This window comes from Streptomyces sp. NPDC001157 (genome assembly GCF_053598255.1).
The window spans coordinates 271094-291740 of sequence record NZ_JBSFJW010000002.1 but is presented as its reverse complement, the minus strand read 5'-3'; the positions used below and the strand labels follow the sequence as shown (position 1 = coordinate 291740).

At 71.8% G+C, this 20647-nt stretch carries 20 protein-coding genes; 13 read left to right on the top strand and 7 right to left on the bottom strand.

Annotated elements, in window-relative coordinates; translation table 11 throughout:
• The first annotated feature begins 51 nt into the window (after window positions 1–51).
• The 8 genes from ACWDAG_RS05045 to ACWDAG_RS05010 all read left to right on the top strand — a co-directional run bounded on the left by ACWDAG_RS05045 (window position 52) and on the right by ACWDAG_RS05010 (window position 9087).
• Window positions 52–1779 carry a GAF domain-containing protein gene (locus tag ACWDAG_RS05045; RefSeq protein WP_450694195.1) on the top strand — a complete coding sequence of 576 codons (1728 nt, stop codon included), beginning with the start codon at window positions 52–54 and terminating at the stop codon, window positions 1777–1779.
• Between the two features lie 145 nt (window positions 1780–1924).
• Entirely contained in the window at window positions 1925–3223 is a 1299-nt protein-coding gene (locus ACWDAG_RS05040; protein ID WP_450694194.1) for a GAF domain-containing protein, read from the top strand.
• A gap of 41 nt (window positions 3224–3264) precedes the next feature.
• A complete protein-coding gene (locus ACWDAG_RS05035) occupies window positions 3265–4788 on the top strand; it encodes an aldehyde dehydrogenase family protein (RefSeq protein ID WP_450694393.1) in 1524 nt (507 codons plus the stop codon).
• 14 nt (window positions 4789–4802) lie between these two features.
• A complete protein-coding gene (locus ACWDAG_RS05030) occupies window positions 4803–5171 on the top strand; it encodes a DUF779 domain-containing protein (RefSeq protein ID WP_450694193.1) in 369 nt (122 codons plus the stop codon).
• Between the two features lie 11 nt (window positions 5172–5182).
• Window positions 5183–6196 carry a zinc-dependent alcohol dehydrogenase gene (locus ACWDAG_RS05025; protein WP_450694192.1) on the top strand — a complete coding sequence of 338 codons (1014 nt, stop codon included), beginning with the start codon at window positions 5183–5185 and terminating at the stop codon, window positions 6194–6196.
• A 40-nt stretch (window positions 6197–6236) separates the two neighbouring features.
• Entirely contained in the window at window positions 6237–7352 is a 1116-nt protein-coding gene (locus ACWDAG_RS05020) for an NAD(P) transhydrogenase subunit alpha (protein WP_450694191.1), read from the top strand.
• Window positions 7349–7669 carry an NAD(P) transhydrogenase subunit alpha gene (locus tag ACWDAG_RS05015; protein ID WP_450694190.1) on the top strand — a complete coding sequence of 107 codons (321 nt, stop codon included), beginning with the start codon at window positions 7349–7351 and terminating at the stop codon, window positions 7667–7669. Before ACWDAG_RS05020 ends, ACWDAG_RS05015 begins: the two co-directional genes overlap by 4 nt.
• 5 nt (window positions 7670–7674) lie before the next feature.
• Window positions 7675–9087: an NAD(P)(+) transhydrogenase (Re/Si-specific) subunit beta gene (locus ACWDAG_RS05010; RefSeq protein WP_450694392.1), complete on the top strand. Its 1413-nt coding sequence runs from the start codon at window positions 7675–7677 to the stop codon at window positions 9085–9087.
• Between the two features lie 54 nt (window positions 9088–9141).
• Here the strand turns inward: ACWDAG_RS05010 and ACWDAG_RS05005 are convergent, their stop codons facing one another.
• Window positions 9142–10086: an LLM class flavin-dependent oxidoreductase gene (locus ACWDAG_RS05005; protein ID WP_450694189.1), complete on the bottom strand. Its 945-nt coding sequence runs from the start codon at window positions 10084–10086 to the stop codon at window positions 9142–9144.
• Window positions 10087–10171: 85 nt separating this feature from the next.
• Between ACWDAG_RS05005 and ACWDAG_RS05000 the strand changes: the two genes are divergently transcribed.
• Window positions 10172–10924: a helix-turn-helix domain-containing protein gene (locus tag ACWDAG_RS05000; RefSeq protein ID WP_450694188.1), complete on the top strand. Its 753-nt coding sequence runs from the start codon at window positions 10172–10174 to the stop codon at window positions 10922–10924.
• Here the strand turns inward: ACWDAG_RS05000 and ACWDAG_RS04995 are convergent.
• From ACWDAG_RS04995 to ACWDAG_RS04970, 6 genes are all read right to left on the bottom strand, one after another.
• The gene (locus ACWDAG_RS04995) at window positions 10909–11124 is read right to left on the bottom strand and encodes a hypothetical protein (RefSeq protein WP_450694187.1); all 216 of its coding nucleotides are present in this window, start codon (window positions 11122–11124) and stop codon (window positions 10909–10911) included. The two genes, ACWDAG_RS05000 and ACWDAG_RS04995, sit on opposite strands and share 16 nt — an antisense overlap.
• 211 nt (window positions 11125–11335) lie before the next feature.
• Entirely contained in the window at window positions 11336–12961 is a 1626-nt protein-coding gene (locus ACWDAG_RS04990) for an NAD(P)-binding protein (protein ID WP_450694186.1), read from the bottom strand.
• Entirely contained in the window at window positions 12958–13968 is a 1011-nt protein-coding gene (locus ACWDAG_RS04985; RefSeq protein WP_450694185.1) for a thiamine pyrophosphate-dependent enzyme, read from the bottom strand. Before ACWDAG_RS04985 ends, ACWDAG_RS04990 begins: the two co-directional genes overlap by 4 nt.
• A complete protein-coding gene (gene porA / locus ACWDAG_RS04980) occupies window positions 13965–15206 on the bottom strand; it encodes a pyruvate ferredoxin oxidoreductase (RefSeq protein WP_450694184.1) in 1242 nt (413 codons plus the stop codon). The genes ACWDAG_RS04985 and porA overlap by 4 nt, the downstream gene beginning before the upstream one ends.
• Window positions 15190–15768: a 2-oxoacid:acceptor oxidoreductase family protein gene (locus tag ACWDAG_RS04975; protein WP_450694183.1), complete on the bottom strand. Its 579-nt coding sequence runs from the start codon at window positions 15766–15768 to the stop codon at window positions 15190–15192. The genes porA and ACWDAG_RS04975 overlap by 17 nt, the downstream gene beginning before the upstream one ends.
• Window positions 15769–15816: 48 nt before the next feature.
• Window positions 15817–16707, bottom strand: coding sequence for a universal stress protein (locus ACWDAG_RS04970; protein ID WP_450694182.1), 891 nt, complete (start codon window positions 16705–16707; stop codon window positions 15817–15819).
• A gap of 276 nt (window positions 16708–16983) precedes the next feature.
• Here ACWDAG_RS04970 and ACWDAG_RS04965 point away from each other — a divergent pair, with 276 nt between their 5' ends.
• From ACWDAG_RS04965 to ACWDAG_RS04950, 4 genes are all read left to right on the top strand, one after another.
• Window positions 16984–17706: a CBS domain-containing protein gene (locus ACWDAG_RS04965; protein WP_450694181.1), complete on the top strand. Its 723-nt coding sequence runs from the start codon at window positions 16984–16986 to the stop codon at window positions 17704–17706.
• A 139-nt stretch (window positions 17707–17845) separates the two neighbouring features.
• A complete protein-coding gene (locus tag ACWDAG_RS04960; protein WP_450694180.1) occupies window positions 17846–18268 on the top strand; it encodes an Hsp20/alpha crystallin family protein in 423 nt (140 codons plus the stop codon).
• Between the two features lie 177 nt (window positions 18269–18445).
• Window positions 18446–18961, top strand: coding sequence for a hydrogenase maturation protease (locus ACWDAG_RS04955; protein WP_450694179.1), 516 nt, complete (start codon window positions 18446–18448; stop codon window positions 18959–18961).
• Between the two features lie 182 nt (window positions 18962–19143).
• Window positions 19144–20580 carry an MBL fold metallo-hydrolase RNA specificity domain-containing protein gene (locus ACWDAG_RS04950; protein WP_450694178.1) on the top strand — a complete coding sequence of 479 codons (1437 nt, stop codon included), beginning with the start codon at window positions 19144–19146 and terminating at the stop codon, window positions 20578–20580.
• Window positions 20581–20647: the final 67 nt, after the last annotated feature.

Below are 20647 nucleotides of genomic sequence, written 5' to 3'. Positions count from 1 at the left end.
ATGACCGGGCGGTCGGCCCCCGGCGTGGCAAGGGGAGCTGGAGGATCTGCGGTGGGAAGCCCTGAGGAGTCCCAGGCGGCGCGGGTGCGGCTGCCGCAGCTGAGGCTGGACGAGCTCCTGGAGGAGTTGCAGGCCCGCCTGGACGCGGCGCGCGGGACCCGCGACCGGGTGCACAGCCTTCTGGAGGCCGTGCTCTCGGTGGGCCGGGAGCTCGACCTGGAGCAGGCACTGCGCAGCATCGTGGAGGCCGCGGCGACGCTGGTCGACGCGGAGTACGCCGCCCTCGGCGTGATCGGTCCGGACGGCAAGCGGCTGTCGGCCTTCCACACGGTCGGGGTCACCGAGGAGCAGATCGCCAGGATCGGGCCGTTCCCCGAGGGGCACGGCATCCTCGGGGAGCTCATCCGCCACCCCGAGCCGCTCAGGCTGGCCAAGATCTCCCAGCATCCCGAGTCCTACGGCTTCCCGGCCCACCACCCGCCGATGAACACCTTCGTCGGGGTTCCCATCCGGGTGCGCGAGCAGGTCTTCGGCAACCTGTACCTGACCGAGAAGCGCGGTGGGGTGCAGTTCGACGAGGAGGACGAGTCGGTCCTGGCGACGCTGGCCGTGGCGGCCGGTGTCGCCATCGACAACGCCCGCCTGTACGAGGAGTCCCGGCTGCGCGAGCGGTGGCTGCAGGCGAACGCGGAGATCACCCACGACCTGATGTCCGGCCGGGCGCGCACCGAGGTCCTGCGCCTCATCGCAGAGCGGGCCGGGGAGATCACCGGATCGGCCCTCGCGGCGGTCGCGCTGCCCATGGAGGACACCGCCTCGCTCGCCGTGGAGATCGCCGTCGGGATGGACGCCGAGGCGCACCGCGGCCTCGTGCTGCCCCTGGACCGGAGCCTCATGGGTCTGGCGTTCTCCGAGGCCGCCCCGGTGACCAGCGAGGATGCCGCTCACGACGAACGGATCTCGCGGGAGCCCGTGCGGTTCGAGGGACTGGGCCCCGCCGTGGCCGTGCCCATCGGCACAGGTGAGCCCGGCCCGCGCGGTGTGGTCCTGCTGGCGCGCAAGGCAGGCCGGCCGATGTACACGGAGACGGAGACCGTGCCCCTGCAGGCCTTCGCCGCGCAGGCCGCCATCGCGATGGAACTGGCCGAACGCCGTCAGGACGCCGAGCAGATCGCGGTGCTCAAGGACCGTGACCGGATCGCCCGGGACCTGCACGACCTGGCGATCCAGCGGTTGTTCGCCACCGGAATGACGCTGCAGAGCGCGGGCCGTTTCATCGAGCACCAGGAGGCCGCCGAACGCGTGGTGCGGGCTGTCGACGACCTGGACGAGACCATCAAGATCATCAGGTCGACCATCTTCGGGCTGCGGGCCCGTGAGGGCGGTGCCGGAACCGGGCTGCGGGCGCGGGTGGTGCGCGTGGTCGGCGAGGCGGCCCCGGTGCTGGGCTTCGCGCCCAGCCTACGGATGGAAGGCCTGCTGGACACCGACGTGCCGCAGGACGTCGCCGCCCATGTGGAGGCCGTCCTCTCCGAGGCCCTGACCAACATCGCCCGGCACGCCGGCGCCGACCGTGCCGACGTCGTCCTGGAGACCGACGGCCGCGAGGCCCGGCTGACGGTCACCGACAACGGCGTGGGCATCCCGCCCGGGGGCCGCCGCAGCGGCCTGCGGAACATGGCCGAACGCGCCGAGCAACTGGGCGGAGCGCTGGACCTCGGCACCGGGCCCGCGAGCGGCACCGTACTGGCCTGGCATGTACCGCTGCCCCGGGAATAGCGGGCCCGCGTCTCCTCGTGACGACAGCCTCCTGACGTGAGCCCAGCAGGCCCTGTCGCAGGGGCCTTTCGGCCTCTGCACCCCTGCCCGCCGCGCGGGTGAGGCTGGTGGGGCCGGACCGGGAGGACGGCATACAGGAGGTGGCATGGACGCTTCCACCGCGGCCTCGGCCCCCGCGCTGCGCGCCGCGCACGAGCGATTCGTCACCGCGCCCCAGGCGCCGCCGGGCGTGCGCGGTCTGGTGGCCGAGTCATGGCGGCGCTGCGCCGCCACCGACGTACGGGCCGACGGCGGCCGGCTGCCGTCCCTGCGCACCACATCCGAGGAACTGGCCGCCTACCGCCGCACCCACCCGCTGGCCGGCGTGCTGCCCCTGTTCCGGGAGCTGCTGGGGACCGGGGCCGCGGACGACGGGCACATCTTCGCGGTCGGGGACGCGGACGGGACCCTGCTGTGGGTCGAGGGCGACCGCGCGACGATCGGACGCGCCGAGACCATGCACTTCGCCGAGGGCGCCCTGTGGTCCGAGCGCCAGGCGGGGACGAACGCCCCGGGCACCGCGCTGGAGTTGGCGCGCCCCGTGCAGATCGTCACCGGCGAGCACTACAGCGCCGCCGCGCACGCCTGGTCGTGCGCCGCAGCGCCCGTCCGGGACCCCGCCACCGGTCGTGTCCTCGGCGTCGTCGACCTCACCGGCGGCGCGAGCATCGCCACTCCGCCCGCGTTCGCCGCAGTACGCGCGGCCGCGCTGGCGGCACAGGCGGAACTCGCGCACCGGCCGTCGGCGCTGCTCGGCACCGACGCACGGATGCCCGGGGCCCGCCTGAGAGCTCTCGGCCGGGACAGCGCCGTACTGGAAACCGACGGACGCGTGCTCCAGCTCAGCCCGCGACACAGCGAGATCGTTGTCGCGCTCGCCCTGGCGGGTCACGGCGTGAGCGGAGAACGGCTCGCCGTCGACCTGTCCGAGCACGAGGTGCCCGCCTCCACGCTGCGCGCCGAGATGACCCGGCTGCGCGCGGTCCTCGGCCCCGACCTGCTCGGCTCACGCCCGTACGCGCTCCTGTGCACCGCTCACACCGACTTCGGCGACGTCGCCGAGCTGCTCGCCGGGGGACAGGTGGCCGAGGCCCTGGCCCGCTACACCGGTCCGCTCCTGCCGCGTTCCGACGCACCCGTCGTGGTGGAGCAACGGCGGTGCCTGGAACAGCAGTTGCGTGGCGCCGTGCTGGCCGCGGGCGACACGGCGCTGCTGCGCCGCTGGGTGGGCGCCGAGTGGGGAGCCGCCGACGCCCGCGCATGGCTGACCCTCGCCCACCGGCTGCCGGGCGGCTCGGCGCAGCGGGCGGCCGCCGCGGCCCGCGCCCGTGCGCTGGACTCCCGCCTGGCCGTCCCGCCGCAGGTCGCGCCGCATGCAGCGTGGTTGCAGCGTTCCCGCTCCTAGCGTTCGAGCATGACCCGATCGTCGTGTCCGGAAAGGGGACGATCATGAAGTACGAGCCTCCCGGCAGGCCCGGCAGTCCCGTGGACGTCGCGCCCCGGTACGAGAACTTCATCGGCGGCAAGTGGCAGGCGCCCAGCACCGGCCAGTACTCCGTCAACCTGTGCCCCGCGACCGCGAAGCCGGTCTGCGAGGTCCCGAAGTCGGGCGCCGAGGACATCGAACTCGCCCTGGACGCGGCCCACGCCGCCAAGGACGCCTGGGGGGAGGCCTCCACGGCCCAGCGCGCGGCCGTCCTGAACAAGGTGGCCGACGCCATCGACGCCCACCGCGAGGAACTCGCCGTCGCCGAGAGCTGGGACAACGGCAAGCCGGTCCGCGAGACCCTGGCCGCCGACATCCCCCTCGCCGCCGACCACTTCCGCTACTTCGCGTCCGCTATCCGGGCCGAGGAGAGCGAGATCACCGAGATCGACAAGGACCTGATCGCCTACCACTTCCACGAGCCACTGGGCGTGGTCGGCCAGATCATCCCCTTCAACTTCCCGCTGCTGATGGCCGCGTGGAAGCTGGCCCCGGCGCTCGCCGCGGGCAACACCTCGGTGCTCAAGCCCGCCTCCCCGACGCCGTGGTCGATCCTGAAGCTGATGGAGGTCGTCGGCGACCTCCTGCCGCCCGGCGCGGTCAACGTCGTCAACGGGCCCGGCGCCGAGATCGGCAAGGCGCTCGCCACCAACAAGCGCATCGCCAAGGTCGCCTTCACCGGCGAGACCACCACGGGCCGGCTGATCATGCAGTACGCGGCCCAGAACATCATCCCGGTCACCCTGGAGCTGGGCGGCAAGTCGCCGAACATCTTCTTCAACGACGTGGCCGCGAAGGACGACGACTTCCTCAACAAGGCCGTCGAGGGACTCGTCCTGTACGCGTTCAACAAGGGCGAGGTGTGCACCTGCCCCTCCCGCGCACTCATCCAGGAGGACATCTACGAGGAGTTCATGGGCCGCTGCCTGGAGCGCATCCGCGCCATCAAGCAGGGCGACCCCCTCGACACCGCGACCATGATCGGCCCCCAGGTGTCGAAGCAGCAGATCGAGAAGATCGCCTCGTACGTCGAGATCGGGCTGAAGGAGGGGGCCGAACTGCTGGCCGGCGGCCACCGGCCCCACCTCGACGGCGAGTTCGCGGACGGCTACTTCTACGAGCCGACCGTCCTCAAGGGCCACAACAAGATGCGGGTCTTCCAGGAAGAGATCTTCGGACCCGTCCTCGCCGTCACCACCTTCAAGGACGAGGCCGAGGCACTGGAGATCGCCAACGACACGCTCTACGGCCTCGGAGCCGGCGTGTGGAGCCGCGACGGCGCCCTCGCCTACCGCATGGGCCGCGCGATCAAGGCGGGCCGGGTCTGGACGAACTGCTACCACCAGTACCCGGCGGGCGCGGCGTTCGGCGGCTACAAGGTCTCCGGCATCGGCCGCGAGACGCACAAGATGATGCTCGAGCACTACAGCCAGACCAAGAACCTCCTGGTCAGCTACGGCACCAAGCCGCTCGGGCTGTTCTAGGGGAGTGCGGCGACATGTCCGAGAAGGTCGAGTACGGCACCGTCGGGCGCGTCACCGCCACGCGGGCGGCACGCAGGGCCATCGCGGCCCTGTGCGCCGCCCAGGGCGGGCCGGTGATGTTCGTCCAGTCGGGCGGCTGCTGCGACGGCAGCGACCCGATGTGCTTCCAGAACGGCGAATTCGCCCTGGGAGACGGCGACATGCTCGTCGGCGTGGTGGACGGCTGCACCTTCCACATGGACGCCGACCAGTACGAGGCGTTCGGCCGCCCCTTCTATGTCCTGGACGTCGCAGAGGGCGCACCGGGCGGATTCTCCCTCGCAGCCGGGGACGGGCTGCACTTCGTGACCCGGGTCAAGGCGCCCCGGAACAAGACGAGTTGAGGAGCAGATCGATGAAGGCAGCAGTGGTCACCGACTTCGGGAAGCCCCTGGAGATCCAGGACCTGCCCGTCCCCGAGCCCGGCCCCGGCCAGGTGCTCGTCAAGATGGAGGCCTCCGGCCTCTGCCACACCGACATCCACGCCGCCCACGGCGACTGGCCCGTCAAGCCGCAGCCGCCGTTCGTCCCCGGCCACGAGGGCATCGGCCCCGTACAGGCCGTCGGCGCCGGCGTCCCGGCCGACCTTGTCGGCAAGCGGGTCGCCATACCGTGGCTCGGCTCGTCCTGCGGCACCTGCCGCTACTGCGTCTCGGGCTGGGAGACCCTGTGCGAGAGCCAGGTCAACTCCGGCTACTCCGTGGACGGTTGCTACGCCGAGTACGCCCTCGCGAACGCGGGCGCGGTCGTCCAGGTGCCCGAGGGTGTCAGCTCCTTCGATGCGGCACCGCTGACCTGCGCGGGCGTCACCACGTACAAGGCGATCAAGGTCGCGAAGGTGGTCCCGGCCGAACGGGTCGCGGTCTTCGGCATCGGCGGCCTCGGGCACCTGGCCCTGCAGTACGCGCGCCTCGTCGGCGGCCTGGTCACCGCCGTCGACGTGGAACCCGAGAAGCTGGGCCTGGCCCACCGGCTCGGCGCCGACCAGACCGTCAACGCCCGCACACACGACCCGGTCGAGGAGATCAAGAAGGCCGGCGGAGCGGACGTCGCGGTCGTACTCGCCGCCGCCCCCAAGGCGTTCGAGCAGGCCTACAAGTCACTCAACCGCGGCGGACGCCTGGTCATGGTCGCCCTGCCCGCCGACGACGCCGCGATCAACGTGCCGATCTTCGAGACCGTACTCGGCGGCATCTCCGTCATCGGCTCCATCGTCGGCACCCGCCAGGACCTCGCCGAGGTGTTCGCGCTGCACGCGGCCGGACGCACCCAGGTCATCGCCGAAACGCGCCGCCTGGACGAGGTCAACGACTCCTTCGACGAGGTCCTCGGCGGACGGGCCGAAGCCCGGCTCGTCTTCGAATTCTGAGGTCCGCGACCCAGCGGACCACAGGGAGAGGCAGCAGATCATGCCCACCGTCACCGTAGGCGCCGTACGGGAGCGGGCGCCCGGCGAACGCCGTGTCGCCCTCGTCCCCGAGGCGGTAACTCTCCTGATCCGGGCCGGACTTGACGTCCTGATCGAAACCGGGGCAGGCTCCGGGGCCTGGTTCACCGACGCCGACTACACCGCCGTCGGCGCGACCGTCGTGCTCCCGGAAGAGCTGTACGCACGCGCGGACGCCGTCCTGTGCGTCGGCCCGCCGGACCCGGAGACCGCCGAGTCGCTGCGTGCCGGGCAGACCCTCATCGGCCTGCTCGAACCGCTGCGCCACCCCGCCCTGGCCGAGGAACTGGCCGAGCGCGGAGTACGGACGGTGAGCCTCGACCTGCTGCCCCGCACTCTCAGTCGCGCCCAGTCCATGGACGCGCTGACCTCCCAGGCCAATGTCGCCGGCTACAAGGCTGCCGTGCTCGCGGCCGACTCCTACGACCGGTTCTTCCCGATGCTGACCACCGCGGCGGGCACCATGCGCCCCGCGCAGGTCCTCGTCCTCGGCGCCGGAGTGGCCGGACTGCAGGCGATCGCCACCGCCCGCCGCCTCGGCGCCGTGGTCACGGCCTACGACGTACGCCCCGCAGCACGAGAGGAGGTGGAGTCGCTCGGCGCCCGATTCCTCGACATCCAGCACCCGCCAGGCACCGGATCGGGCGCCGGACAGGGCGGCTACGCACGGGAGTTGACCGAGGCGGAGCAGCAGGCCCAGCGAGCGGCGCTGGACGCGCACATCGCCCGTACCGACATCGTGATCACCACGGCCCAGGTGCCGGGCCGCAAGCCGCCGTTGCTGGTCACCGCCGACGCCGTCGAGGCCATGAGGCCCGGTTCGGTGGTCGTCGACCTCGCCGCGAGCGAACTCGGCGGAAACGTCGAGGTCTCCGAACCCGACAAGACGCAGGTCCTGGCGGGCGGCGTCACCGTCATCGGCGCCGGACGCCTGCCGTCCGCGATGGCGACCGCCGCGTCCACGGCCTACGCCCGCAACCTGGTCGCGCTGCTGCGCCACCTCGTGCACGACGGCGAACTGCTCTTCGACCCGGCCGACGAGATCACGGCCGCGCTCACGGGAGGAGCCCTCTCATGAACAACCTCGATCTCCTCACCGCGATCACCGTCTTCGTGCTGAGCGTCCTGGTCGGCGTCGAGGTCATCAGCAAGGTCCCCGCGACCCTGCACACCCCCCTGATGTCCGGTTCCAACTCGGTGCACGGCATCGTCGTCATCGGCGCCATGCTGATCGCGGCCGAGTCGCACACCTGGCTCGGCTACGTCCTCGCCTTCGCGGCGATGGTGTTCGGAGCGATGAACGTCGTCGGCGGATATGTCGTCACCGACCGGATGCTGGAGATGTTCAAGGCCAAGCCCGCCCCTTCCGGCACTCGTGACAAGGCGGAGGTGTGAGCACCATGGACACCGTCTCCAACGCCGTCCATTACGTCTTCCTGGCCACGGCCGCCTGCTTCGTCCTCGGCCTGCACCTGATGAACCACCCGCGCACGGCCCGCCGCGGCAACGCCCTGTCCGCCGGGGCCATGGCCGTCGCGATCGCCGCCACGGTGTGGCTGGTGGCCCACGAAGGCGCCATCAGCACGACCGGCTGGCTGGTGCTGGCCTCCGGTGGACTCGTCGGCGCCGCGCTCGGTCTGTACGCGGCACGCGAGGTCAAGATGACCGCCATGCCCCAACTGGTCAGCCTCTTCAACGCGGTCGGCGGAGGGGCGGCCGCGCTCATCGCGGTCAACGACCTCCTCCAGGCCGACCACCCGGCCGCGCTCGGGGCACGGGTCTCCCTGCCGGGCGCGTTGGACATCGTCATCGGCGCGGTCACCTTCTCCGGATCGCTGATCGCAGCGGGCAAGCTCCAGGGCGTCGTCTCCGGGGCGCCGGTGGTCTTCCCGGGAGCACGGCTGCTGAACGTGGTGCTGCCGGCCTCCTTCGTCGTCGGCACGGTCTGGCTGGTGCTCTCACCGGACTCCCGAACCGCCCTTTACGGGCTGGTGGCTGTCGCCCTGCTGTTCGGCGTGACGATGGTGCTGCCCATCGGCGGCGCGGACATGCCCGTCGTCATCGCCCTGCTGAACGCCTTCACCGGATCCGCGGTCGCCATGGCGGGCTTCGTCCTGAACGAGACCGCGCTGATCATCGCGGGCATGCTGGTCAGCTCCTCGGGCGGCATCCTGACCAAGCTGATGGCCGACGCCATGAACCGGTCGATCGCGGGCATCATGGTCGGCGGCTTCGGGACCGGCGACAGCGCCCCGGTCGCTGTCGGTGGAGCCCCCGCCCAGGTGCGGTCGGTCTCCGCGGACGACGTGGCCATCCAGCTGGCGTACGCGACCAAGGTCATCTTCGTCCCCGGCTACGGCCTCGCCGCGGCCCAGGCCCAGCACGAACTCGGCGACCTGGCCAAGATGCTCACCGACCACGGCGTCGACGTCAGTTACGCCGTCCACCCGGTCGCGGGCCGCATGCCCGGACACATGAACGTGCTCCTGGCCGAGGCCAACGTCCCCTACACCCAGCTGAAGGAGATGGACGAGGTCAACCCCGAGTTCCCGCAGGCGGACGTCGCTCTTGTCATCGGCGCCAACGACGTGACCAACCCGATCGCCCGCCGTCCCGGCAACGCGATCTCGGGCATGCCGATCCTCGACGTCGACAGGGCCAAGAGCGTCGTCGTCATCAAACGCTCGATGGGCCACGGCTACGCCGGCATCGACAACGAGCTCTACACCGACCCGAAGACCGGGATGTTCTTCACCGACGCGAAGAAGGGACTGAACGAACTGAAGACGGCCGTGGGTGAGTTCGTCGGCTGATTGATGGTCTGCGCGCCGGGGCCGCTCTCCGGGCGGCCCCGGCGGCATGCCCGGTCACGGTGCCTGCAGCAGCGGGATCAGGTCGGCGATCCGCTCCATCTGGTCGCCCAGGGCGCGCAGGCCGACGGCGGCCGGACGGCACACCAAGTGCCGGGCACCCGCGGCCACGTAGCGTGCCAACCCCTCGCGCACCTGAGCGCCGGAGCCGGCGACGACGGCCTGGATCTGCTCCAGCTCCTCAAGTGGCAGGCCGTAGTTGGCCCGTGCGTAGGCATCCAGCGCCCGCCGGCCGCGCTCGGCGTCCTCGTCGACGCGCACCGTGACGAACAGTGCCGCGGTGACGTCCTCGGGCGCACGGCCCACGTCGGCCGCAGCCTTGCGGACGTCCAGGAGCCCGGCCGTGTAGTCGGCGGGGTCGGGTGGGTAGGGCAGCCAGCCGTCGTACATCCGGCCGGTGCGGGCCAGCGCCGCGGGGGTCGCGCCGCCCAGCCAGACGGGTGGGCCGCCGGGGCGGTACGGCCTGGTCGTCGGCGGGATGTCGACGTACCGGAGGATCTCGCCCTGGAAGGAGCGGGCGCCGGCCCAGAGGTCCCGCCACAGGGAGACCGTCTCGTCCAGCCGGTCGAAGCGCCGCTGCCACGGCACCTCGGACAGGATGTAGAAGGGCCGCCCGAACCGGCCGGGAAAGCCGGCGCCCACGGTCACGACGAGCCGGCCGCCGGAGAGCAGGTCGAGCGAGGCCAGCGACTGCGCGGCCTGGATCGGCCGACGCAGGAACGGCAGCAGCGCCGCGGTGCCCAAGGTCACGGCGCCGGTCACCGGGGCGAGGACAGCCAACATCGTCAGGGCCTCGATACGCGGGCTGATCAGGGAGTCGTTGACGAAGAGCGAGGAGAACCCCGAGCGTTCCGCGCGACGCGCGAAGTCGATCAGTTCGCGGGGGTCGTCGGACGCGTCCCACTGGGCGTTGCCGGTCGGAAGAAGGATGCCGATGTCCATGTCGGCGATCCTGGCCACGGGCCCGGGGAGCGACAATTCCCCGCAGGGAATGGCAGCGACGTCCCGCGGCCGTTACAACAGGCCCGTGGACTTCCCCAGCGCGCTGCGCGAACGCCGTACCCGCCGCCGTGTCAGCCAGCTCGAGCTGGCTCTGCGGGCGGGTACCACCCAACGGCACCTGAGCTTCATCGAATCCGGCCGGTCCGCCCCCGGCCGCGCCATGGTCGTGCGGCTGGCCGAGTCGCTCGAACTGTCCCTGCGCGAGCGCAACGAGCTGTTGCTGGCCGCAGGCTACGCGCCCGTCTACCCCGAGAGCTCCCTCGACGCCCCGGAACTGGCCCCCGTCCGCACGGCGATCGACCACATCCTGCATGGGCACCTGCCCTATCCGGCGGTGGTCGTGGACCGAGTGGGTGACCTGGTCGCTGCGAACAGCGCCTTCGGCCTGATCACCGAAGGCGCGTCGCCCGACCTGGTCGGTCCGGGCAAGAACGTCTACCGTCTCGCGCTGCACCCCGACGGTCTGGCGCCACGCATCCGCAACCTCGCCGAATGGGCACGGCACATCCTGGCCGCCCTCGGCCCCCTGCCCGAACTGCGCGCCGAACTCGCCTGCCACGTCCCCGACCTGCAACCCTCGGACGCACAGCTGGGCTTCGCGGTCCCGCTGCGCCTCGCGTCCTCGTACGGTGAGCTGCACCTGATGACGACCGTGACGACCTTCGCCACCGCCGTCGACGTCACACTCGCCGAGCTGAGACTGGAGGCGTTCCTGCCGGCCGATCCGGCGACCGCAGAGGCGCTCTCGGCGGCCGCCGGTGCTCAGACGGTGCCGTGACCGTCGCTCACGAGCCGGGGAACATGCAGTCCGCGGGCCTCCGGCACCCGACCCTGGAGGCCCGGGGGCACGACGCCATCGAGATCCGCGTGCCGCGCAGCTACGAGGAGTTCGGACACCGGCTCCGAGCCGAACGTGACCAGGTCGTCGAGGCGCACGGCGTCGGGCCGCGCGCGGAAGGTGATGCCCTGCTTCGCCACGATCTCCCGGATCTCCAGGGGTGGCTGGAGGACATGGGCGCCGTCCTCGGCCCACAGCCGCTCGATGGCCGTACGGCGTGCTGCGGCGTCCGCTTCCGTCCACTGGGCCGCGTAGCGGTGGGCCAGGTCGGGGTCGCTCCGGCCCCGATCCTCCGGCCCACGGACAAGGCCGACAATTCCCTCCGGGGAATGGGGGGTCGGGCGGGCCGGTTCACTCCTCCGGCACCATGTCGATCGCCCCGCACGGGCACTCGGCCGCGCACAGCCCGCACCCCTTGCAGTAGTCGAGGTCGATGGCGAACCCCTTGCCGGGACCCAGCTTGATGATCGCGTTGTCCGGGCAGACGCCGTAGCAGTTGTCGCACTCGAAGCAGTTGCCGCAGGACATGCAGCGCCGGGCCTCGAACAGGGCGGTGGACTCGTCGAGCCCCTGCACCACCTCGTCGAACGTCGAGACGCGGCGGGCGAGTTCGAGCGTCGGCCGTACGGAGGCCGGGGCGTCGGAGTAGTACCAGGTGTTGAGCCGGTCGGCCGACGCGAGGCCGTGCTTGGGGCCGGGGTCGTACGCCGTGCCGCGCAGATACGCGTCGATGTGGCGGGCCGCCTTCTTGCCGTGCCCCACGGCCACCGTGACCGTGCGCTCGGCGGGCACCATGTCGCCGCCCGCGAAGATGCCCTCCCGCCCGGTCATCAGCCCGTCGGCGACCTGCACCATGCCGTGGTCCACGGCCAGTTCCGGCACGTCCCGCAGCAGGGAGAGGTCCGAGTCCTGGCCGAGCGCCAGCACCACGCTGTCCGCCTCAAGCTCCTCGAACTCGCCGGTGGGCTGCGGGAATCCGGTCTCGTCGAGCTCCATCCGCTCGATGGTCAGCCGGCCCTCGTCGGCGTGCTTGATGGTGGAGAGCCACTTCATCCGCACGCCCTCCTCCAGTGCCTCCTCGACCTCGATGTCGTGCGCGGGCATGCGGTCCCGGGTGCGCCGGTAGACGACCACGGCCTCGGTTGCGCCGAGCCTGCGGGCGGTGCGGGCCGCGTCCATGGCCGTGTTGCCGCCGCCGTAGACCGCGACCCTGCGGCCCAGCAGCGGCCGGTCCTCGCCCTCCATGCTGCCCAGCAGCGTGACCGCGTCGAGGATGCGGGCGCTGTCACCGGCCGGGATGTAGGCACGCTTGCCGATGCCCGCGCCCACCGCCAGGAACACGGCGTCGAAGCCGCCGTCCCGTTGCGCGGCGAGCACGTCGTCGACCTTCGTGCCGAGCTCCAGCCCGACGCCCAGCGCCGTGATCCGGTCGATCTCGGCGTCCAGTACCTCGCGCGGCAGCCGGTAGCGCGGGATGCCGTAGCGCATCATCCCGCCGGGCTGCTCCTGTGCCTCGCGGATCGTCACCTCGTGGCCGAGCAGCCGCAGGTGGTACGCGGCCGACAGTCCGGCGGGGCCGGAGCCGACGACCAGGACGCGCTTGCCGGAGGTCGTCTCCGGCATGGGTACGGTCCAGCCCCGCCTGATCGCCTCGTCGCCCAAAAACCGCTCGATCGAGTTGATGCCGACCGCGTTGTCGACCTGGACCCGGTTGCAGGCGGTCTCGCACGGGTGATAGCAGACGCGGCCCATGACAGCGGGCAGGGGATTGTCCCGCATCAGCTGCCGCCACGCCGACTCGTAGTCTCCGCCCTCCGCGTGGAACAGCCACTGCTGGATGTTCTCCCCGGCCGGGCACGCCTGGTTGCACGGCGGCATCCGGTCGACGTAGACGGGACGTTCGGTGCGCCAGGCGCCGGTGTGGTTCGCCAGGCTGGAGCCGACGTTCAGAGTGATCGCGAACGGTTTGTCCTTCACGACGCCGCCTCCTCATGGGCGAGCAGCCCGAAGCGGGCGATGTTGCGTTCGGCGGTCCCCTGCAGACGGGCGATGACGTCCGTGCGCAGCGTCGGTTGGAAGAGGTGCGCGTACCGCTTCTGGGGGCGCAGGTACTCCTCGACCGGCAGGCGCCGCCGGATCGGTGTGACATCGGTGACCTCGCCGTCGAGGGCCTCGAACACCGGGAACAGCCCGGTCTGTTCGGCCAGCCGGGCGATGCGCACCGTGTCGTGGGACGCCGTGCCCCAGCCCAGCGGGCAGGGCACCAGCACATGCAGATAACGGGCGCCGCGCATCCCCATCGCCCGGTGCACCTTGGCCTCCAGGTCGCGCAGACCCGCGACGGTGGCCGTGGCGACGTACGGGATCTCGTGCGCCATCGCGATCAGCGGCAGGTTCTTGCCCTGCCCGAAGGGGGCGCCGGGCTCCTCGCCCACCGCCTGGGTGGTGGCGGTGCGGGCGGTCGGGGGAGTGGCACCGGAGCGCTGTACGCCGGTGTTCATGTAGGCCTCGTTGTCGTAACAGACGTACAGCACGTCGTCGTTGCGCTCGAACATGCCGGACAGACAGCCGAGGCCGATGTCGACGGTGCCGCCGTCGCCGCCCTGCCCGACCACGCGGACGTCGGTTCGGCCCTTGGCGCGCAGTGCGGCGGCGACGCCCGCGGCGACCGCGGGCGCGTTGCCGAACAGCGAGTGCAGCCAGGGCAGTTGCCACGAAGTCTCCGGATACGGCGTCGAGAACACCTCCAGGCAGCCCGTCGCGTTCACCGCGATCACCTTGCCGCCGGCCGCCCGCTGGGCCGCGTCCAGGATGTAACGGGCGCCGAGCGCCTCGCCGCAGCCCTGGCAGGCGCGGTGGCCGCAGGTCAGCGCGTTGGCGCGACCCGGATCGGCCTGGTCGGACTGCTGCTCGGGCCCCAGCAGCCGGTTCCCGGCCGCGAAGCTGCCCACCTGGTAGAACTTGACCTGCGGCGCGGCACTCATCGGTTGCTCCCCACATCGCGCAGGATGTTCTCCGCGGACGGACCGGACCGCCTGGTCTCAGCCATCCGCGCCAACTCCCGCTCCACCAGCTCTGTGTCGAGGTCCAGAAAAGTCAGCTCTCCGAGCCGGCCCGCGATCGCGTCGTCGAAGAGCCGGTGCAGGGACTCCTTGGTGATGGCCCGCCCGCCGAGCCCGGCGACCACCGTGTGCCCGTCGAGCAGGATCCCGGACAGCGCGGTGCGCACGTTCGCCGACACGATCCCGCCGACGCCGACCGCCAACGCCCGCTCCAGCACGAGCACTTGACGTGCCCTGCCGAGCACGGTCCGCACCGCGTTCAGGGGGAAGGGCCGGAACGACGTGATGGCCAGTGCCCCGATGCGGACCCCTTGCTCACGCATCTCGTCGACCACGTCGCACACCGTTCCGAACACCGAGCCCAGGGCCACGACGATCGTGTCGGCGTCCTCACAGGCGTACGGGTGGACCAGGCCACCGCTGGCTCGCCCGAAGACCGCCCGGAACTCGTCGGCCACCCGCGGAATCGTGTCCAGCGCCTGCATCTGTTTGGCGTGCGCCAGATAGCGCACCTCGGTGAAGGCGTCCGGGCCGACCATCGCACCGATCGACACCGGCTCGTCCGGGTCCAGGACCTGCCGGGGTTCGTACGGCGGCAGAAACGCGTCGACCTGCCCCTGCTCCGGTACCTCGATCCGTTCCCAGGCGTGGGTGAGCACGAAGCCGTCCATGCACACCATCACCGGCAGCGACAGCTCCTCGGCCAGCCGGAACGCCTGCGGATGCAGGTCGGCGGCCTCCTGGTTGTCGCGCGCGTACAGCTGGATCCAGCCGGAGTCGCGCTGCGACATGGTGTCGCTGTGGTCGTTCCAGATGTTGATGGGTGCGCCGATGGCCCGGTTGGCGACCGTCATCACGATCGGCAGACCCAGCCCGGAGGCGTTGTAGAGCGCCTCCACCATGTACAGCAGGCCCTGGCTCGCGGTCGCCGTGTAGGTACGGGCGCCCGCGGCCGAGGCCCCGATGCACATCGACATCGCGGCGAACTCCGACTCGACGTTGACGTACTCGCACGGCTTCAGCGCACCGGACTTCACCAGGCGGCTGAGCTCCTCGACGATGTGCGTCTGCGGCGAGATCGGATACGCGGCGATCACCTCGGGCCGGCAGCAGGCGACGGTTTCGGCGACCGCACGCGACCCCTCAGTCTGCTTGAGCATGCGCCCGCTCCTCCCGCTGGGCCTTGTGGACGTGGTCGTACGCTTCCCGGGCCGCGGCAGCGTTGGCCTGCCCCAGCTCCCCGGGGAAACGCTCCCGGACGGCGGCGGTGAGCGAGTCGATGCTCACGCAACCGGTGAGCGCGGCGAGTCCGCCGAGCAGGACCGCGTTCGGCACCGGCCGGCCGAAGTGGCGCACGGCGAGTGCGGTGGCCGGGACGGTGAGGGCATGGCCGGAAAGCTCGGCGAGGCCCAACTCGTGTACGGACAGCGGCGAGTTGATCAGCACGGCGCCGCCGGCCCGCAGCCCTTCGAAGACGTTCACCTGGTGCAGCAGCGTGGGGTCCTGGACCACCAGCGCATCGGGCCGCATGACGGGCTCGCGCACCCGGATCGGCCGGTCGTCGATCCGGCAGAACGCCACGACCGGCGCCCCCGTCCGCTCCGATCCGAAGCTCGGGAACGCCTGCGCATGGCGGTCCTCCATGAACGCCGCCACCGACAACAGCTCGGCGGCCGTGACGGCTCCCTGGCCGCCACGGCCGTGGATGCGAACCTGGAACACGGCACCTTCCCTTCCACGAGCCTTCTTGTCCTGGTGTCTTCGGGCGGGTCAGTCGTGCGGGACGATCACGACCGGGCACCGCACGTGGTGCATCACCGCGTGCGCGACCGGCCCGGTGTGCGCGCCCAGCCTGGCCGGACGGTTCCTGCGGCCCACGACCAGCAGCCCGGCGTCCTGTGCGGCGTGCAGCAACTGCTGGGCCGGGCGGCCGTTCTCCACCAGCGTCCGGACCTTCACCGTCGGGTACTTCTCCCGCCACGGCTGGAGCGCGGCGTCCAGTGCGGTTTCGGCGGTCTGCTGTGCGGCGGCACTCATCGTGGCCGCCGTGGAGGGCGGGGCGTACGGCACATGCCAGGTGTGCAGCACCTGCAGCTGTGCGGAACGCAGGGCCGCGCTCTCGAAGGCGAACGCGAGCAGTTCCTCGCACGGGTGCGCGATGTCCACACCGACCACGACGTCGCGATACGGCGTGCGCAGCGACGGCCGGCCCTCCGCGTCCGGCAGGTGGTCGTCCTCCGCGCTCCGGTCGGCCCGCACGAGCACCACGGGCCGCGCCACGCGGGCCACCGTCGCGAGAGCCACCGAACCGGCCATGAAGCCGCCGAACCCGCTGAACGCCCGGCTGCCCAGGACCAGCAGCTCGGCCTCGGCACCCGCCTCGACCAGTGCGTCCGCCGCGGGACGGGCGATCTGCTCGGCACTGAGATACACCTGCGGGTGACGCTCGCCCAGCTGATCCATGGCTCCGCGCAGAATCCGCCGAGCCCAGTAGCGCGGCGCATCGAGCTCGGGCAGCTGCGACGTGTCGGATTCCAGCCCCTCCCACGCGTGCACCAGACGCAGCGGCACGCCGCGCCGAAATGCCTCCCCGGCCGCCCACTCGGCGGCGGCAAGGCTCTCACGTGAACCGTCCAGACCTACGACAACGGGGCGAAGCACGGTCACCACCTCCCCGGCTCGTCGGCCGCCCGGCTCCGGGCGGCCCTCTGCACCACCAGCGTCCCGGCGGAGCCGCCCGCCCGGGCAGGGGCTGCGTGGCCTGTGGAACGGGCCGAACGGCCCTGGGATGTGCCGCAGGGGCCCGCAGCACAAGGAGAGCCCACCGGAACCCGGTACGGGGCCACTCGGCCCATGCCGAGGGCGGGCGGGTGCCCGACGCTGAAGGTGTCGTGCGACACGAGCACGTCGCGCGCCGCGAGCACAAGGGAGGACGTCATGCACGGCACTCCGCACATCGTCAGCGATGTGATGACCCGCACTGTCGTCGCCCTCGGACGCGGAGCGACGTTCAAGGAGATCGTGAAGACCATGCAGCAGTGGAAGGTCAGCGCCATGCCCGTGGTGGAGGGCGAGGGCCGGGTGGTCGGTGTCGTCTCCGAGGCCGATCTGCTGCCCAAGGAGGAGTTCCGCGACGGCGACCCGGACCGCTACACCCAACTGCGCAGGCTGTCCGACCTGGTCAAGGCCGGCGCCGTGACCGCCGAGGAACTGATGAGCGCACCGGCCGTCACCGTCCAGGCACACGCCTCGCTCGCACAGGCCGCCCGGATCATGGCGCTCCACAAGGTGAAACGGCTGCCGGTGGTCGACGACGAAGACGTGCTGCGGGGCATCGTCAGCAGGGCCGACCTGCTGAAGGTCTTCCTGCGCAGCGACCAGGACATCGCCGGGGAGGTGCGTCGCGACGTCGTCGACCACCTGTTCCCCGCCGAGGCCGAATCGATCCGGGTCGAGGTGCGCGAAGGCGTCGTGAAGCTCACCGGAAGGACCAGCGACACCGCCCTGGTGCCCATCGCCGCACGGCTGGTGCGGGCCGTCGAGGGCGTGGTGGACGTGGACTGCGCCCTCCTTGGCCCGCGCCGGCGTCCGGACCTCGACCCGGACCTGCCGGACACCGGGACGACCGCGCCGCCATCTGGAGTCGGTGGCGCGTCATGAGACGGCGCCCCAAGCGGCAGGTGCCGGGGGGACGTTGGGGCGCCAGGGCCGACCGGGCCCGGTCCGGGCCCGGTCGGCCCACGCGCGTCGAACCCCGGCGCGGGACGCTGGAAGTGGCGAAGAAATGGAGGAGGGAGACATGACTGGCATGATCGAACGGCTGCCGGGCTGGCCGACCCTGCCCGACCTGTTCGGCTGGGTCGAGACCGGTTTCCCCGGGGCGCACACGGTCCCCGGACTGCACGGCATCCGCATCGAAGAACACCTGGCGGACGAGAAGTACGTGCTGCGGGCCGAGCTCCCGGGCATCGACCCCGCGAAGGATGTCGAAATCACCGTCGCGGAAGGCGTTCTGACCCTGCGGGCCGAGCGCAGTGAGGAGACGACACAGAAGCACCGCACGGAGTTCCGCTACGGCACCTTCGCCCGCTCCGTCCGGCTGCCGGCCGGAGCCAAGGGCGACGAGGCCACTGCCGAGTACAAGGACGGCGTCCTGACCGTCACGATCCCGGTGCCCGAGACCAAGACGGGCACGAAGACCATCCCGGTACGGCAAGGCTGAGTGCCGTTGGCGCTCGACCACCCCGCGGTGCGCGGCCGGTACGCCGGCCGCGCACACGTCTGCCCGGGGCGGGACGGACGGCCGGGCCACGCGGCCGTTCCCGAGGCCTTTCGGCCCCTGACCGGAACATCTGGTTCCGGTCAGGCTGAAGGCACACGCAGTGGAGGGAGAGGAACCATGACTGTCTCCACCCGTATCGCGATCATCGCCATCGGCGATCCGGACCGGCACGACGACGGTGTGCCCCGAGCGGTGCTCTCCCGGCTGCGGGAGCGAGCCGGCGAAAGGCCACTGCCCCCGGGCACCCTGCTCGCCGCCTGCGACCTGGACCCGGCACGGCTGATCCGGCTGTGGGAGAACACGGAGCTGACCGTCGTGCTGGAGCCCGCCCATGCCCACCCGCGCCACCCCGGCCGCATCTACCGCCTCGAACTGGACACCGCGGCGCTGTGGCGGGCCGGCACGATGCGCCCCCACGGCCTGGGCGAAGCCGTCAACGTGGGCAGGGCGCTCGGGCGACTGCCCGGCCACCTGGTGGCGTACGCCGTTGACGGGGCGGACACCTCCCTCGGCCAGGGGCTTTCCGAACCCGTCGCCGCGACGGTCGGGCACCTCGCCACCTGCGTCGAGGCGGAGATCGCCCGCCATCGGGCCGGGGTCGCACAGGACCTGGTCGACCGGGCCCGGCCATGAAGGACGGGAAGGGCCCCATCCGCTTCTCGCGGATCCTGATTGCGCGGTGCGCGGCCGCCGGCCGCTTCCCCGCGTCTTCTCGGGGGCTCTTCCCGTCACCTCCACCACACCACGTGCACACCGGACACACCAGGGCCGATCGGCCCCGAATCCCGGCCCAGGCCGGTGAGGAGAAGGACGCCATGACCGCTGATGACCCGCGCCCGGCCGGCACCGCACCGGCCCACCCCCGGCCCGCACTGCTGACCTTCCTGGGCGGCGTGGGAACCGTCACCGGCAGCAAGTTCCTCATCGAGAGCGACCATGCCCGCGTCCTCGTCGACTGCGGGCTCTTCCAGGGCCTGGCCGACCTGCGTCGGCTCAACTGGCGCGGCCTTCCCTGCGACGCCGCCGACATCGAGGCGGTGGTCGTCACCCATGCGCACCTGGATCACTGCGGGTACCTGCCGCGGCTGTTGCGCCACGGGTTCCGGGGACGGATCGTGACGACCGAGTTCACCGCACGGCTCATGGAGATCGTGCTGCGGGACAGCGCAAAGCTCCAGATCGAGGCGGCACAGCACGCCAACGAGCACGGCTGGTCCAAACACCGGCCCGCGCAACCGCTGTACGACGACGCGGACGTCGACCGCACGCTCAAGCTCGTCGACACCGTGCCCGTGGGCACACCGGCCGACATCGCCACCGGTACCACCCTGACGCTGCACCCGGCCGGCCACATCCTGGGCTCGGCCTGGGCCCGGCTCACCCTGGAGGACGGGCACACCCTCGCCGTCAGCGGAGACCTGGGCCGGCCGGGACACCCGCTGCTTCGCTCCGCGGAGCCGTTCTCCGGGGCGGACGTCCTGCTGATGGAATCGACATACGGCAATCGGCGCCACGAGGAACAAGCGGGCCGGACCCACTTCGCGGACGTGCTGACCCGTACCCTCGCCCGCGGCGGCACCGTCGTCATCCCCGCGTTCGCCCTCGACCGCACCGAGGTCGTCCTGCACGAACTCGCGGAACTCCGCCGCCAGGGCCGCCTGCCCGCCGCGGTGCCGGTGTACGTCGACAGCCCGATGGCGCTGGCGGCCCTCGACGTCTACCGGGACGCCGTGCGCACCGGAGCTCCGGAGCTGCGCCCCGAGGTCACGGCCACGGGCACGGCCGCCCTGAGCCCCGAGCCGTTCCTGACGGCACGCTCCATCCAGGAGTCCGTCGAGATCGGCGCGTCCGGCGGCCCGGCCGTCATCGTCTCCGCCTCCGGCATGGCCACCGGCGGCCGCGTCCTGCACCACCTCAGGCGCCTGCTGCCCGATCCGCGCAACGCCGTGATCGTGGTCGGCTTCGCCGCCCGGGGCACGCGTGCCCGGGACCTCGTCGACGGCGCCAAGGCCCTGAAGATGTTCGGCGAATACGTCCCGGTGCGCGCCCAGGTCGCCGACGTGCCCCACTTCTCGGCACACGCCGATGCCGCCCAGATCATCGACTGGCTGCACGGTGCTCCCGCACCGCACACCACCTACCTGGTGCACGGCGAACCCGACGCGGCGGACGCTCTGCGCGACCGCATCGACCGCACCCTGGGCTGGACCGCCGTCGTGCCCCGCTCCGGGGAGCGCGTACTCGTCCGGTGACAGGCCGCAGAGACGTGTCGCACTGCCGCCGGCCCGGCCGGCTCGCGGGGCCGACCGGCCCATGCGG